Genomic DNA, 14,436 nt, shown 5'->3' on the forward strand with positions numbered 1-14,436 from the left:
CCTCGGTCATCATCGTGCGCGGCAAGGACGGCGTGATCCGCGCGTTCCACAACATCTGCCCGCACCGCGGCAACAAGATGCTCTGGGAGGACGACCCTTTCCAGGAGGTGCAGGGCCGCGCAGCGCTCGCGCTGTCGGCGGACAAGGGCGCGGTGCGCGACGTGGACGCGGTGTGAGGTAGCGCGTCCTCACCGCACCCCCGCCTCGGCGTAGTCGGCCGTCGCCGCGTTGTCGCGCTGGGCGGAGACATCGACCAGCCGGCGCGCGAGCGCGTCCGTCATCGACGACCACGCATCCGAACCGAGCACCAGTCGCCGCGGCGGCTCCGCGGAGTCGGCTGCGCGCAGGATCGCCGCGACTGTGTGCGCCGGGCTGACCGGCATCTCCTCTTCCGGCACCGGTGCGCGGTCGGCCGCGCCTCCGACGTACGGCGCGCTGGGCGCGACGGTTTCGGCCGCGTCGAAGAACCCGGTGCGGACCACGCCCGGTTCGATCAGGGTGGTGCGAATGCCGAACGGTTCCACCTCGACGGCCAGCGAGTCGTAGAAGCCTTCGACCCCCCACTTCGTCACGTGGTAGATCGAGAAGCCGGGAAATGTCAGGTGCCCGCCCATGCTCGACATCTGCATCAGCAGGCCGCCGCCCTGGGCCCGCAGATGCGGCAGCGCCGCACGGGCGACCTGGATGGAGCCGGTCAGATTGGTGGCGATCATCCGGTCGATCTGGGCGTCGCTGAGATCCTCCGCGGCGGCGAAGACGCCGTAACCCGCATTGGACACGATGACATCGATGCGGCCCAGGTCCGAGAAGGCGGCACCGACCACACTGCGCACCGCCTCGGTGTCGGTGACATCGAGCGCGCGCCGCCAGAGCCGGTCGCCGTGGCGCTCCCCGAGGTCGTCGAGTTGCTCCGGCTTCCGCAGCGTCGCTGCGACGGTGTCGCCCCGTTCCAGCGCCTGCTCGACGAGTTCGCGACCCATGCCGCGCGATGCTCCGGTGATGAACCAAGTCGTGGTCATGTCATTGCCTTTCGTTGCGTTGTCGATCCGGTGCAACCCGCCCGGCAGGCTCAGAAATCCATACGCGAGATGCGCATTGTGGAGCTCAGCCATACGCAGAGCGCATAGCCTTCAGGCGTGGACTTCACGTTGGAGGGGTTACGGGTCTGTCGCGAGGTCGCGCTTCGCGGTTCGTTCACCGCCGCGGCGCAGGCGCTGGGTTACTCCCAGCCCGCGGTGTCGCGCCAGGTCGCGGCGATGGAATCGGCGGCCGGCTACCGGCTGTTCGATCGCGAACTCCGCGGAGTCAGCGTCACGCCGGCCGGCACGCTGCTGGTCGAGCACGCCGCGCGCGTGCTGGGTGGCGTGGCCGCCCTGGAACATGAGCTTCGCGCGCTGGGCGATCGACTCGCCGGCCGCGTCAACGTCGGCGCATTCCCGGCCGCGATGTCGGTGCTGGTGCCCCGCGCCGTCGCCCGGTTGTCCGTCGAGCACCCCGGCCTGGCCGTGAAGTTGACCGAGGCGGCCACGCCGACGCTGCTGCGGGATCTGCGCGCCGGCAGGCTCCAGGTCGCGGTGGTCGGGGTCGGCTCCGGCCTGCCGGACTACGACCTCGACGGTCTGGGCGGGCACCGCATCGACGCCGGCAACTTGTGCGTCGCGGTGCCCGAAGGCCACCGGCTGGCCGCCGTCCCCACGGTCGCGGTGCGTGAACTCGCCGACGAGCCGTGGATCACCGGAACCGGATCGGCGGGCGACCCGCAGTTCGGGGCATGGCCGACGCTGCCGGAGCCGCTGATCCGGTATCGGGTGCGCAGTTGGCCGGCACGGCTGGGCCTCGTCGCCGCCGGACTCGGGCTGTGCCTGCTGCCCGCGCTCGCCGCACGGTCGGTCCCGGCCGGTGTCGTCTGCGTCGACGTGGACGACCCGGCCTGGACGGGCCGTCGTGCGCTGGCGCTGACGGTGCCCGAACCACCCGACGCGGCGCTGGCCGTGGTGGCGGCACTGCGCGCGGCGGCGGACGGAATGGGTCAGAAAACACCCATCGGAAAAGACAACTGACATTTGAGTCGATGAGCTGGCAGTTTGCCAGGACAAGTCATTTGTATTGGATTATGAGCCAATCTTTGTACCGTGTGCGGAAATTCCCGGCTTTGTCTAATGGTCTTTGATAAGGGAAACTTGCCGGGTGTCGGCGCCCGAGAGCTTCAGCAGCCTGCGCGAGCGCAAGAAGCGACAGACCCGCCTTGCGATACGCCGTGAGGCGTTCCGGCTCTTCACCGAGCAGGGTTACGCCAACACGACCATCGACCAGATCGCCGACGCGGCGCAGGTCTCCCCGAGGACGTTCTACCGGTACTTCGGCGTCAAAGAGGCCTTGCTCGTCTCCGACGACCACAGCGCGCCGATCTTGGCGGCCTTCGCGGACGCGCCCCGCGAGTTGACGGTCGCCGCCGCCTACCGGCACGCCGTGGAACAGGTGTTCGGGAACCTGGAGGCCGAGGAGCGCGACGACGCCGTCGCCGGGCAGAGACTGCTCTACACCATCCCCGAGGCGCGGGGCCTGATCTACACCGAGTACGTCGAGTTGATCGACTCGATCGCCGACGTCCTGGAAGACCGGCTGGGCGACGACACCGACGATCTCGAGCGACGGGTGCTCGCCGGAGCGATCGTCGGGGTGCTCATCGCCATGTCGCACGACACCCCGCTTCCTCAGGAGGCGGTGCGCAAGGCACTGACCATCCTCGACACCAGAATGTCGTAGCCCGCCCATTTTCCGGCAGAAGCCGACGCACAAGTGCGAAAATCCGAATTCACCCACATTGCTGAACGAGCACACAAAGAGAGAGACTGGTCAGTGTCAGCTTTGGACCCCACCAAGAGTTTGCGGGAACGCAAGAAGGTCCGCACCCGTCTGACCATTCGCCGGGAGGCATTCCGCCTGTTCGACCGGCAGGGCTACGCCAACACCACCGTCGAGCAGATCGCCGAGGCCGCCGACATCTCCCCGCGCACGTTCTACCGCTACTTCGGGGTGAAGGAGAAGCTGCTCCTCTCCGACGACAAGATCTCACCGATCGTCCAGGCCTTCGTCGACGCGCCGCCGGACCTGTCCATCGTGGCCGCCTACCGCCACGCCGTCATCACCGTGTACTCGGGACTGTCGCAGGAGGAACGGGACGACGTGGTCGCCGGCGAGCGGATGATGTACGCCATCCCGGAAGCCCGCGGCCTCATCTACACCGAGTACGTCCGGCTGATCGAGTTCATCACCGACGGGCTGGCGAAACGTCCCGACGCGCCGACCGACGAAATGGAGCGGCGCGTGATCGCCGGGGCGATCGTCGGGGTGCTGATCGCCGCGGCGCACAACACCCCGCTGCCCGACGACGCCCTGGCGAAGGCGCTGGAGATCCTGGACAGACGGCTGCGCTGAGGCTATCCGCCGAGCGCCTCCGCCGCCGGTCCGAGGTCGAGGAACACGGTTTCGCCGTTCGCGTCGTCCAGGCCGTCGTTGTCGGTGACGACGTAGAGCCTGCCGTTGCCCGCGACCGCGAAGCCCTCGACCTTCTCCTGGGTGAACCCCCGGTTGGCCTGCAGGTCGGGCAGCAGGTTGCGCGCCAACGTCTTCGGCAGCACCTGCGGCGTGTCGGTGCCCGTCGCCCCCGGGCTGTCGGGGATGGCCACGCGATAGACGGCCTTCACCCGGGCGTCGGGTCCGTTGAGCTTGTCGCGTTCCAGGATCAGCAGCGCGCCGTCGTGAACCTGGATCTCGGACAGTCCGATCCAGTCGCCGTCGACGTCGGTGGAGTCAAGCTGGTAGCCGAACCATTCCCACGTGTCGTCGGCCGGGGTGTAGCGGCCGACCCGGACCACGCCGTCGGGATCGGTCTCGGTCTCGCGCTGCACCGCCACCCAGACCGCGTCACCGTCGACGGCGACGCCCTCCAGCCCCTGGCCGCCCAGTCCGGCCGCGACGTCCCCGGGCAGTGACACCCGGTTCTCGATCGACCCGTCGGCGGCGACGAACACCAGCTCGTTGCCGGGCCCTTCCTCGCCCTCGACGGCCAGCACGAAGCTGCCGTCGGGTTGGGCGGCGACGCCCTCGACGTCGAGCGTGACCGGCTCGCCGCCGTCGGTGATCGGCAGCTCGGTGTCGATCAGCGCGGGCCGCTGGGTGAGGTCGACACCGAGGATGCGGGCGGGCCCGTAGGCGATGTCGGTGGAGGTGTAGAGCCGGTTCTCGTCGGCCGGGTCGGCCGCCAGCGCACCGAGGGCACCCCACGCGATCGGGACGCCGTCGACGTCGCCGGAAACGATGGACGGGAATGCCGGCCGGCCACCGGCCGCGGCGTACTGCGCGCCGAAGCCGTACACGTTGACCGACGCCCGGACGCGGGCCTCGGCGTCGTCGGACTCCGAGGAGATGACGAGCAGGCCGCGCGCCGGCACCGGCAGGATGCCCTCGGGTCCGGGTGTGGTGGGCAGGATCTGGCGGAACTGCGGCGCGGCGACGTCGCTGACGTCGTAAACGGCGACGAAGTTGCTCCGTTCGGAGGCCACCAGCGCGACGGGACGGCCGCCGAACTCGGTGATCGCAAGGCCTTCGGGCTCCGGGCCCTTGGATTCGGACCGGCTTTCGATATGCAGGCCGGTGCGGACGGCCAGCTGCTCGACGGTGTTGCCGGCATCCCAGACCGGTGCGCCGGTGGCGGCGTCGAAGATGGTCCAGCCGCGGGTGCCGCCCTTCCAGTCGCCCTCGTTGGCCGTGGCGACGTGGCCGTCACCGATCCAGCCGATGGCGTCGGGTTCGCGCGGGGTGTCGGGGATCGAGCCGGTCTGGTCGACGGCGCCGTCCTCGGCAGTGTCGATGCCGTCCACGGATACGCTGCCGGCGCTGAAGATCTTCTGGACCTCGCCGGTGCGGCCGTCGATGACCGCGATGCCGTTGTTCTCCTGCAGGGTGACCGCGACCTGGCCGCGGGAGTTGATGCTGACGTACTCCGGTTCGAGGTCCTCGGGGGTGTCCAGGCCGGCGGCGCGGGCCGCCTCGACGTCGAAGTCGACGCGGCGCGGGGTCCAGGCGTTCGGCGCTCCGGAGAGGTCGAGCAGCTGGACGAACCCCGTCGGCGGCTGCGGCAGGTCGCCTTCCTCGCCGCCCGGCGGGGTGAACTCCTCGTCGCGCTGGTTCTCGATGGCGATGGCGGCGAACGAGCCGTCCCCGGCGATCGCGATCGAGTCCGGCTGACCGCCGAGGTCGATGCTGTGCACGCGGGTGCGGTCGGCCACCCGGACGACGTCGACGCGCCCGGACGGGTTGGGGAAGTCGCCGCCGGTGGTGTCGACGACGACAAGCACGAACTCCCCGACCGCCGCCACCGAGGTGGGCTGGTCGTCGGCGTGCCCGAGTTCGGACAGCGAGAGCGTGCCCAGCCCCACCGGTTCGGCGGGGTCGCGGATGTCGACGAAGCCGATGCGCTTGCCGGCGGCGTCGGTGTAGATGACGGTGTTGCCGTCGGGCGTGACCGTGGAGATCTCGGCGACGGTCTCCTTGTCGACCGGGTCCTCGGCCGGCTTGTTCAGATGCACCGGATAGGTGGCGGTGCGGTGGTAGCGCTCGGCGTCCGGCAGGTCGAAGTCGACGGCCGGTGCGGCCCGCGGGATGTCGGGGCGGGATTCGGCGGGCGCCTCGTCCTGCGTGTCGGTGGAGCACGCGGCGAGCAGCAGTGCCGCGATCGTCGCGCTCGCTGCTGCGCGGGTCAGGTCCGAGGCCGTCATCCGTCACCCTCTTCAGTTGTACCGTTGGGACGGTTGACCTTGACGCGGGCAAATGAGCCGATCAAGATCAGCAGGTGAACGCCGGATGACGGATTGGTGGACAGCATGAATGCTCGCCGAGCGCGGTCGCTGCCCGTGAACGAGAATGAGCTATGAACAGTTCCGAGTTGAGCTTCGCGGCTTGGGATTTGGTGGAGCACTGCCAGACCTGGCTGACCCCGACCGAGCGGAACACCGCTTTCGTGCGCCTGGGTGTCGGCGACTACAACGACGCGATGGTGATCGCGCTGCGCTCGGCCACCCGCGCGGGCGAGCCGCTACCCGATCAGTTGCTGTCCCGGCTCACCACGCTGCAGCACGTGTACTACTTCGACCGGGACCTCGCCGATCTGCTGGCAGCAGCGGCTCAGCCCTAGTCGCAGGCGTAGCGCTCAGCTCGCGACGGCCTGCTCCTCGACTTTCTCGACCTCGACGAGGTTGTCGCCGTAGACCCCGGCGTTGCCGAGACCGCAGTGCCGGTCGGCGGTGATCGCGTTGACCGTGGTCCCCGACGTCTTGCCCTGCCAGTGCCCGACATTGGCCATCACCAGGCCGGGCATCAGTCCGGGCTCGAACGCCGCGGGCCCCTGGAAGGACCCGCGGTCGTTGAAGACCCGCACCATTTCGCCTTCGGCGATGCCGCGCTCGGCCGCGTCGGCGGGGTGGATGAACACCTGCTGGCCACCCTGCACCTTCTGCTTGTCCGCGGCGTTGCCGTACTGGCTGTTGAGGAACGCGTGCGGTTTCGGCGAGATGATGGACAACGGATAGCGCTCGGCCAGTTCGGGATTGGACTGCGGCGACTCGAACGGCGGCACGTAGTCGGGCACCGGGTCGACGTAGCCGCCGGGCTGCATGCCCTCGTACATCGACCGCCAGACCGGGACGACGAAGTTGCCGCCCTCGGCGAGGCTGGACTTGAACTCGCACTTGCCCGACGGGGTCGGGAAGTTGCCTTCGGCGTGGGGGGCGCGGACGTCGGGCGTGCCGACGTTCAACCGCATCCAGCCGACCTCTTCGAGTTTCTCGTAGGTGATCCCGGCCAGGGCTGGGGCGTCCCAGTCGTGGAAGTCGATGAGCATCTCCCGGTCGGTGCGGTCCCAGTAGTCGTCCTGGAAGCCCATCATCTTGGCCAGCCGCCGGAACAGCTCCACATTGGGCACGCACTCCCCGGGGGGCTCGATCGCGGGCTGGTTCAGCGAGATGTAGAGGTGGCCCCAGGTCACCATGATGTCGAGTTGTTCGGCCTGCATGGTGGCCGGGAGCAGCAGATCGGCGAATTTCGCTGTGTCGGTGACGAAATGCTCGCTGACGACGGTGAACAGGTCGTCGCGCATCAGCCCCCGCATGGTCTTCTCCTGCGCGGGCCCCTGCGAGACCGGGTTCGAGTTGTACACGAACAGCGACTTGATCGGCGGGTCGAGGTCGAGCTCACCGGTCAGCGCCATGCCGAGGTCGAGTTCGTTGACCACGCGGGTGCCCTCGGGGATCCATTCCGGTTTGCAGATCGCGTCGAACTTGGTCGGGAACTCCCAGATCGGCATCTCCATCGTGCCGCCGCCGACGTGCCGCCACGCCCCGACGAGGGCGGGCAGACATGTGATGGCCCGGATCGCCTGTCCCCCACCGCGATTGCGTTCGAGCGCAACACCCTGCCGGATCGCCGCCGGTTGGGTCGTGGCGTACTCGTAGGCCAGCTTGCGGACGTCGTCGGCGGGGATGCCTGTGATCTCCTCGACCCGTTCGGGCGGGTAGTTCGCCGCGCGCGCGGCGAGTTCCTCGTAGCCGACGGTGTACTTCTCGACATAGTCGGTGTCGGTCAGCCCCTGGGCGATGATCTCGTGGATCATGCCCATCGCCAGCGCCCCGTCGGTGCCGGGCCGGATCGGGATATGCCAATCCGCCTGCCGGGCAGTGCGATTGAGGACCGGGTCGATCACGACGATCTTGGCGCCGTTGTTCTTGCGCGCTTCGAGCAGGAACGGCCAGCCGTGGAGGTTCGTGCTGGTCATGTTCATGCCCCACACGATGATGTACTTCGAGTACGCCATCGATTCGACGTCCAGGCCGCCGCTGCCGCCGACGGTCATGTGCCATGCGGTCGACGAGCCGGACTCGCAGTAGGTCTTCTCCGCGACCGTCGAGCCCAACCGGTTGAAGAACGCGTCCCCGGACGTCAGCCCGTTGAGCACACCCTGGTGTCCGAGGTAGGCGTGCGGCATGATCGCCTGACTGCCGTACTCGTCGATGATCTCCGTCCACCGGGCCTTGATCTCGGCCAGCGCCTCGTCCCAGGTGATGCGTTCGAACTCGCCGGCGCCTTTGGCGCCGACGCGGCGCATCGGGTAGAGCAGCCGGTCGGACTGGTAGTGGTGTTCGTGGAAGTTCTTGACCTTCACGCAGAGGCCGCCGCGCGTCATCGGATGGTCCGGATCACCGGTGACGTCAACGAGTTTGCCGTCTTCGACGTGGTAGAGCATCGCGCAGGTGTCGGGGCAGTCGTGCGGGCACGCGCCGCGCACGATCTTGAGTTCTTCCATGGTGGTGTCCTCGTGACGGGGGCTGCGGACCTCTCCAGTAGAAGTCACCGGTGTGGCACGGCAATTGCGCCGAGATTAAGGTGATGTGACCTCGTTCGAAGGCCCAGCTCACACGCCCAGGCGGCCGGACAGCTTGGTCAGGCGTTCCAGGCTCGCGCCGCCGAGTCCGGTGAGCATCACCGTCTTCCCCCGCGCCTCGTATTTCTGGCGGATCGCGTCGAGCGTCGCGACCGCCGACGCGTCCCAGATGTCGGTGCCGGACAGGTCGATCACCACTTCGCTTGGATCGTGGGCGTAGTCGAACTGGTGGATCAGGTCGTTGCTGGACGCGAAGAACAGCTCGCCCCGCACCCGGTAGGTGCGCGTCCCGGCCGCGTCGTCACTGCACTCGACGGTGGTCAGATGCGCGACGCGGCGGGCGAAGCCGACCATCGCGGCCAGCACACCCAGCGACACCCCGATCGCGAGGTTGCCGGTGGCGACGGTGCCGACGACGGTCACCAGCATCACCGCGGTCTCGCTGCACGGCATCACCTTCAGCGTGTGCGGGCTGATGCTGTGCCAGTCGAGGGTGGCCACTGACACCACGATCATCACGGCCACCAGCGCGGCCATCGGGATCATCCCGACGACGGGCCCCAGCGCGACGACGAGTACCAGGATGAACACCCCGGACAGCAGCGTGGACAGCCGGGTGCGGGCGCCGGCGACCTTGACGTTCATCATCGTCTGGCCGATCACCGCGCAGCCGCCCATCCCGCCGAACATCGCGGTGACGATGTTGGCGATTCCCTGCCCGAACGCCTCACGCGGCTTGTTCGACGGCGTCTCGGTGATGTCGTCGACGAGCTTGGCGGTCATCAGCGACTCCAGCAACCCCACCAGCGCCGCGCCCAGCGCGTACGGCGCGATGATCCGCAGCGTCTCGAATGTGAAGGGCACCTGCGGAACACCAAGAATCGGAAGCGAATCCGGCAGCGCGCCCTGGTCGCCGACGTCGGGCACCTCCCACCCGAACAGCACCACCGCCGCGGTCAGCATCAGCACGACCACCAGCGGCGCCGGCACCGCGGTCGTCACCTTGGGCAGCAGCACCATCACGACGATGCCCACCGCGGTGAGCGGATACACGAGCCACGGCACGCCGAGCAGGTGCGGTATCTGCGAGACGAACACCAGGATGGCCAACGCGTTGACGAACCCGATCATGACGCTGCGCGGGATGAACCGCATCAGCTTCGCGACGCCGCCGGCGGCCAGCAACACCTGGAACAGTCCGGCCAGCACGATCGTCGCCACCAGATAGCCCACGCCGTGCTCGCGGGCCACCGGCGCGACCACCAGGGCCACCGCCGCCGTCGCCGCCGAGATCATCGCCGGCCGGCCACCGGCGATCGCGATGGTGATCGCCATCGTCACCGAGGAGAACAACCCCACCCGGGGATCCACGCCGGCGATCACCGAGAACGCGATCGCCTCCGGGATGAGGGCCAGCGCCACCACCAGGCCGGCCAGCACCTCGGTGCGCAACAGCGCCGGCGACCGAAGTGCCTGCAGCACAGAGGGTGTCGCCGGGGTGTGGTCCCGGGACCCGGGCAGGGTGAGGCTCACGAAGGTTCTCCTGGTGACGGACGGATCAGGCGCTCTGGGCCGGACTTTGACCGAGGAAGTCGAGGATGTCGCGGCGCAGCCGCTGGTACTCCCCGTGGAACTGCGCCTCGGGCGAGCGCGGGTTGTCGATGGTGATGACGTCGGCGACGGTCGCCGGCCGGTGGCTGAGCAGCACGACGCGGTCGGCCAGCAGCAACGCCTCGTCGACGTCGTGGGTGACGAACAGGATCGTCATCTTCTGGGACTCCCACACCGACATGAGCAGCCGCTGCATGTCCAGGCGGGTCTGCGCGTCGAGCGCACCGAACGGCTCGTCCATCAGCATCACCTGCGGTTCGCAGGCCAGGGTGCGGGCCAGTTGCACGCGCTGACGCATGCCGCCGGACAATTGACTGGGCAGGTGATCCAGGTAGGCGCCGAGGCCGACCTGCTCCAGGCGGGCGGTGGCCGCGGCCTTGAGCTTCCTGCCGCGGACGCCGCGCAGCCGGATCGGGTACTGCACGTTCTTCAGCGCGGTACGCCACGGGAACAGCGCGTCCTCCTGGAACACCATGGCGCACTGCGCCGCATTGCCGGTCACCGCCGCACCGTCGACGGTGGCGGTCCCGCCCATCGGGGTGAGCAGACCGGCCAGCGCCCGCAGGATCGTCGACTTCCCGCAGCCCGACGGGCCGAGGAAGACGATGACCTCGCCGGGGTCGACGGTCAGGGTGATGTCGGCGGCCAGCACGCCGTCGAAACCGAGTTTCAGCTTGTCGAGGGTGACGGCTCCGGTGCTCATCGGACGGCCCTCGGCAGCCAGCGGTTGACACGGCGACCGACGTACTCGACGAGCCACGCGGTGGCCAGCCCGAGCGCGCCGATGGAGATCATGCCGACGACGACGCCGGCGTAGTCCAGCAACCCGTAGGACTGCCACGTGTAGTAACCGATCCCGAACTGTCCGGAGATCATCTCGGCGCTGACCACGCAGATCCATGCGACGCCCATCGCCACCGACAGGCCGGCGAAGATGCCGGGCAGCGCGCCGGGCAGGATCACCTGGAACAGCAGCGACACCCGGCCGGCGCCCATCGTCTTGGCGGCCTCCTCCCAGACTTTCGGCAGCGAGTCCATCGCGTGGATGGTGCTGACCACGACCGGGAAGAACGCGGCGAAGAACGTGATGAACACGATGCCCTGCTCGCTGGACGGGAACAGCAGGATCGTCAGCGGCACCAGCGCGATCGCCGGGATCGGCCGGATGATCTCGATGAAGGGACGCAGCGTCTTTCGCGCCAACTCCGAGCGGCCGAGCAGGACGCCCAGCGCGATGCCGACCACGGCAGCCAGGCCGAAGCCGAGCAGGATGCGCTGCAGGCTGGCGAGCAGGTCGTCGTAGTAGGAGCCCGAGCCGATGCGGGCGACGAAGGCGTCGAGCACGCTCGCCGGTGTGGGCATCCGATTGAACCGCAGCCACGCGACCACACCGTAGGTCGTCAGCAGGTGCCACAGCACCAGGAACCCGGCGATGGGGATCAGCGGCAGCACGAACGTCGCGGTGCGGTTCCGCAGCTTGCCGGGCAGCAGGCCGGCGACGGTGTCGCGCAGCGAGGTTCGGGGTGGTGCGGCCGGCGCCTGGGCGGGCACCGTTCCGACGTCGTTCAGGGTGAGCGTCACCTAGTGTCTCCTCTGGGTTGGGTCGGGCAGTGGGTTCAGCCGGACGATCTCGATTGCGAGACCGCGGCCTCGTATCCGACAGGCCTCGCCTGCGGATGATCGGCGCGATAGGTGTCGGCGCCGGCGTCTGTGGCGAACGGCTTGAAGCGCTGCGTCGGCGCGGCGGTCGGGTCTTCCAGCCACACAGCGTGATCGGCGAACAGCCGGATGCCGGTCAGGGTGTCCGGGACGTAAGCGGCGCGGACTTCGTCGGTGGCGGCGACGCGCCGCAGCAGGCAGGTGGGTGTGGCGGCGACCACCGTGTGATCGGCGCCTGCCGCCCACACCTCCGACGCCTGGCCCGGATCCTCCACGGGCAGCCGGCACAGTTCGTCGGTGCCGGTCAGCGTGGCGGGGTTGGTGACGTCGTCACGGCGCCGGGTGTAGTCCGGTCCGTACAGCTCGCGCAGATAGCTGTCGTCGACGAATCCGGGTACGTCGAAGTCGGCGGTGACCGAACCCCGCTTCACCAGGAAGTCCTTGACCTGATCGAAGGCCGCGGCGAACTGCGGTTTGATCGTCATGTCGAACGACACCAGGCCGTTGGGCCCGTTGTAGAGGTAGACCACCTCGGGCTCGATGCCGGTGAGTTCGCTGACGCGTTGGGCGGCCTGCAGCGGCTCGGCGACGATGGCCTCGGTGGTCGTGCGGACCGCCTGCATGAACGCGGTCATCACCTCCGGGTGGCCGTCGGCGAACTGCTTGCGGACGACGACGCCGTGGAAGGTGGGCACCTCGTTGTCGCCGCCGTCGTAGAGGAGTCGGCCCTGGTCGCGGAAGATCACCAGTTGGGGCCACGGCACGAACTGCGCCAGCGCGTCGACCTGGCCGCCCTCGATCGCGGCCGCGCCGACCGCCGGGTCCTGGTTGACGACGTTCACGGACTCTTTGTCGATGTTGTTGCGCTGCAGCGCTGTCGAGAACATCCCGTCCCCGGCGGAGCCGAGGCTGGTCGAGACCCGTCGCCCGGTGAGGTCGGCCAGTGTCCGCGCGGGTGAGTTGTTTTGCACCACAACCTGGTTGAGCGAGCCGCGCAGGCTGTAACCGGTGGTCGCGATCATCTCCGTCTCGGCGTCGGCGTACTTGCGGGTCTTCGACCCGTTGGTCAGCAGCGGGTAGTCGCCCATCGAACCGATGTCGACGTGGGTGGCCATCATCTGGGCGGTCAGCGGCGCACCCGACGAGAAGTCCTGCCACACAACGCGGTACTTCCGGCCGGTCTCGGCGCCGAGCCGGCGGAGCGCGTTCTCGAACTCCTGGCTGTCGCGCAGCAGGGTCCCGGCGTTGACGGTGTTGATGGTCTTCGACTGGTAGCCGACATTGACGGTGACCGTCGGTTCGGTCAGCAGCCCGCACCCGGTGAGCGCGTGGGTGCCGACCGTGGCCAGCGCCGCCAGGACGGCGGCGATACGGCGACGCCGGGGCGGGAGACTCTGTGTTCGGTCGTTCACGTACCCCAGACTCGATGTTTTCTGTTACCTCGCCGTCACTGGAGGTTGCACAGCAGTTACGCCATCGGCGCCGCTGGTGAGGGCAAGGTTGTGGCCGCCCAGCCCGGGAATTCACCGCTGATCCGCCAGTTGGGTCCGGGGATCGTGAAGTCCTGGTTACGCCACCGCGCCCGTACTGGCGGTCCGGCGGGCTTCCCCGAACACTGGGACGGTGGATACCAGCACTGACGCTGAAACTGTTGCACGAGAGGGCGACTCGTCGATCATTGAACCGGACTACCGGTTCACCCTGGCCAACGAGCGGACGTTCCTGGCCTGGCAGCGCACGGCGCTCGGGTTGTTGGCGGCGGCGGTGGCGGTGACGCAGTTCCTGCCCGAGCCGGCCGCCCCCGCGCTCCGCCACGCGCTCGGTGCGGCCGTCGGGGTGCTCGCGCTGCTGACCGCCGGCGCGGGCCTGCATCGCTGGTACCAGGTCGACCATGCGATGCGGCGCGATCGGCCGTTGCCGCGTCCGTCCACTCCCGTCTACCTGACGGTCGGCCTGGTTGTGGTCGGGATGGTGACGCTGGCCCTGGTGGTCGCGGATTCCGGTGTCCGATGACGCGGGAGGCGCTCGCGCAGGACCGTGGGTTGCAGCCGGAGCGCACAGATCTGGCCTGGACCCGGACGTCGCTGGCGGTGCTGGTCGCCGGTGGGCTTCTCGTGGCCAAGGACCGCGACCTGGCCGCGTTGGCCGAGCGTCCGGCACGGGTGGTGGTGGGCATCGCCGCCGCGCTGGTCACCGGCGTGGTGTTGCTGATCGGGGTGAGGCGGCGGCGTACGCTCACCGCCGGCCCGCGCACCGCCCGGCGCGAGGTGCTGGGCGCCGGGGCGGCGGTGGTGACGTTGGCGGCGCTGGTGGTCGCCTATCTGGTGCTGCCGCTGCTGTGACGGCTCAGATGTCGGCTCAGATGTCGAGGAAGCGGATGTCCTTGGCGTTGCGGGTGATGAAGCTGCGCCGGGCTTCGACGTCGTCACCCATCAGGATGGAGAACAGTTCGTCGGCTGCGGCGGCGTCGTCGAGGGTGACCTGCCGCAGCACCCGCACCGTCGGATCCATCGTGGTTTCCCACAGCTCCTTGGCGTCCATCTCACCGAGACCCTTGTAACGCTGGATGCCGTCCTCGACGTTGATCCGCTTACCCGCCGCGCGGCCGGCTTCGAGCAGTCCGTCGCGCTCCCGGTCGGAGTACGCGAACTCCGGGTCGGCGCGCTGCCACTTCAACTTGTACAGCGGCGGCTGCGCCAGGAAGATATGGCCGTTCTCCACAAGCGGTT

General features: G+C 68.8%; 13 protein-coding genes and 2 pseudogenes. 7 read left to right on the forward strand and 8 right to left on the reverse strand.

Annotated elements, in window-relative coordinates; genetic code table 11:
* A pseudogene (locus ASJ79_RS32010) lies at positions 1-122 on the forward strand (Rieske 2Fe-2S domain-containing protein); the annotation flags it as partial.
* A gap of 66 nt (positions 123-188) precedes the next feature.
* Here ASJ79_RS32010 and ASJ79_RS05935 read toward each other — a convergent pair.
* Positions 189-1,019 carry an SDR family oxidoreductase gene (locus ASJ79_RS05935; RefSeq protein WP_067953812.1) on the reverse strand — a complete coding sequence of 277 codons (831 nt, stop codon included), beginning with the start codon at positions 1,017-1,019 and terminating at the stop codon, positions 189-191.
* A 117-nt stretch (positions 1,020-1,136) separates the two neighbouring features.
* On the opposite strand from ASJ79_RS05935, the gene ASJ79_RS05940 reads away from it, so the two are divergent.
* From ASJ79_RS05940 to ASJ79_RS05950, 3 genes are all read left to right on the forward strand, one after another.
* A complete protein-coding gene (locus ASJ79_RS05940; protein ID WP_067953813.1) occupies positions 1,137-2,060 on the forward strand; it encodes a LysR family transcriptional regulator in 924 nt (307 codons plus the stop codon).
* A 127-nt stretch (positions 2,061-2,187) separates the two neighbouring features.
* The gene (locus ASJ79_RS05945; protein WP_067953814.1) at positions 2,188-2,766 is read left to right on the forward strand and encodes a TetR family transcriptional regulator; all 579 of its coding nucleotides are present in this window, start codon (positions 2,188-2,190) and stop codon (positions 2,764-2,766) included.
* Positions 2,767-2,859: 93 nt separating this feature from the next.
* On the forward strand, positions 2,860-3,438 hold the full coding sequence (locus ASJ79_RS05950; protein WP_067953815.1) for a TetR family transcriptional regulator: 579 nt from the start codon (positions 2,860-2,862) through the stop codon (positions 3,436-3,438).
* 2 nt (positions 3,439-3,440) lie between these two features.
* Here ASJ79_RS05950 and ASJ79_RS05955 read toward each other — a convergent pair whose 3' ends face one another.
* Complete coding sequence (locus ASJ79_RS05955) at positions 3,441-5,780, reverse strand: esterase-like activity of phytase family protein (protein WP_067953816.1); 2,340 nt, start codon at positions 5,778-5,780, stop codon at positions 3,441-3,443.
* 152 nt (positions 5,781-5,932) lie between these two features.
* Between ASJ79_RS05955 and ASJ79_RS05960 the strand changes: the two genes are divergently transcribed.
* Entirely contained in the window at positions 5,933-6,196 is a 264-nt protein-coding gene (locus ASJ79_RS05960; RefSeq protein ID WP_067953817.1) for a hypothetical protein, read from the forward strand.
* A 15-nt stretch (positions 6,197-6,211) separates the two neighbouring features.
* Here ASJ79_RS05960 and ASJ79_RS05965 read toward each other — a convergent pair whose 3' ends face one another.
* The 5 genes from ASJ79_RS05965 to ASJ79_RS05985 form a co-directional block, all read right to left on the reverse strand.
* On the reverse strand, positions 6,212-8,359 hold the full coding sequence (locus tag ASJ79_RS05965) for a molybdopterin-dependent oxidoreductase (RefSeq protein ID WP_067953818.1): 2,148 nt from the start codon (positions 8,357-8,359) through the stop codon (positions 6,212-6,214).
* A gap of 108 nt (positions 8,360-8,467) precedes the next feature.
* Positions 8,468-9,970 carry a SulP family inorganic anion transporter gene (locus ASJ79_RS05970; RefSeq protein ID WP_067953819.1) on the reverse strand — a complete coding sequence of 501 codons (1,503 nt, stop codon included), beginning with the start codon at positions 9,968-9,970 and terminating at the stop codon, positions 8,468-8,470.
* A gap of 25 nt (positions 9,971-9,995) precedes the next feature.
* On the reverse strand, positions 9,996-10,751 hold the full coding sequence (locus ASJ79_RS05975) for an ABC transporter ATP-binding protein (RefSeq protein WP_067953820.1): 756 nt from the start codon (positions 10,749-10,751) through the stop codon (positions 9,996-9,998).
* Positions 10,748-11,629, reverse strand: coding sequence for an ABC transporter permease (locus tag ASJ79_RS05980; protein WP_231750741.1), 882 nt, complete (start codon positions 11,627-11,629; stop codon positions 10,748-10,750). The genes ASJ79_RS05975 and ASJ79_RS05980 overlap by 4 nt, the downstream gene beginning before the upstream one ends.
* Before the next feature lie 35 nt (positions 11,630-11,664).
* Positions 11,665-13,119, reverse strand: a complete 1,455-nt coding sequence (locus ASJ79_RS05985; RefSeq protein WP_067953821.1) for an ABC transporter substrate-binding protein — start codon at positions 13,117-13,119, stop codon at positions 11,665-11,667.
* A gap of 211 nt (positions 13,120-13,330) precedes the next feature.
* Here ASJ79_RS05985 and ASJ79_RS05990 point away from each other — a divergent pair, with 211 nt between their 5' ends.
* Together ASJ79_RS05990 and ASJ79_RS05995 are read left to right on the forward strand one after the other, a co-directional pair.
* Positions 13,331-13,720, forward strand: coding sequence for a YidH family protein (locus ASJ79_RS05990; RefSeq protein ID WP_156448290.1), 390 nt, complete (start codon positions 13,331-13,333; stop codon positions 13,718-13,720).
* The gene (locus ASJ79_RS05995) at positions 13,717-14,049 is read left to right on the forward strand and encodes a DUF202 domain-containing protein (RefSeq protein ID WP_067953822.1); all 333 of its coding nucleotides are present in this window, start codon (positions 13,717-13,719) and stop codon (positions 14,047-14,049) included. Before ASJ79_RS05990 ends, ASJ79_RS05995 begins: the two co-directional genes overlap by 4 nt.
* A gap of 16 nt (positions 14,050-14,065) precedes the next feature.
* Here ASJ79_RS05995 and ASJ79_RS06000 read toward each other — a convergent pair.
* A pseudogene (locus tag ASJ79_RS06000) lies at positions 14,066-14,436 on the reverse strand (DNA topoisomerase IV subunit B); the annotation flags it as partial.

This window comes from Mycobacterium sp. NAZ190054 (assembly GCF_001545925.1).
Classification (GTDB): domain Bacteria; phylum Actinomycetota; class Actinomycetes; order Mycobacteriales; family Mycobacteriaceae; genus Mycobacterium.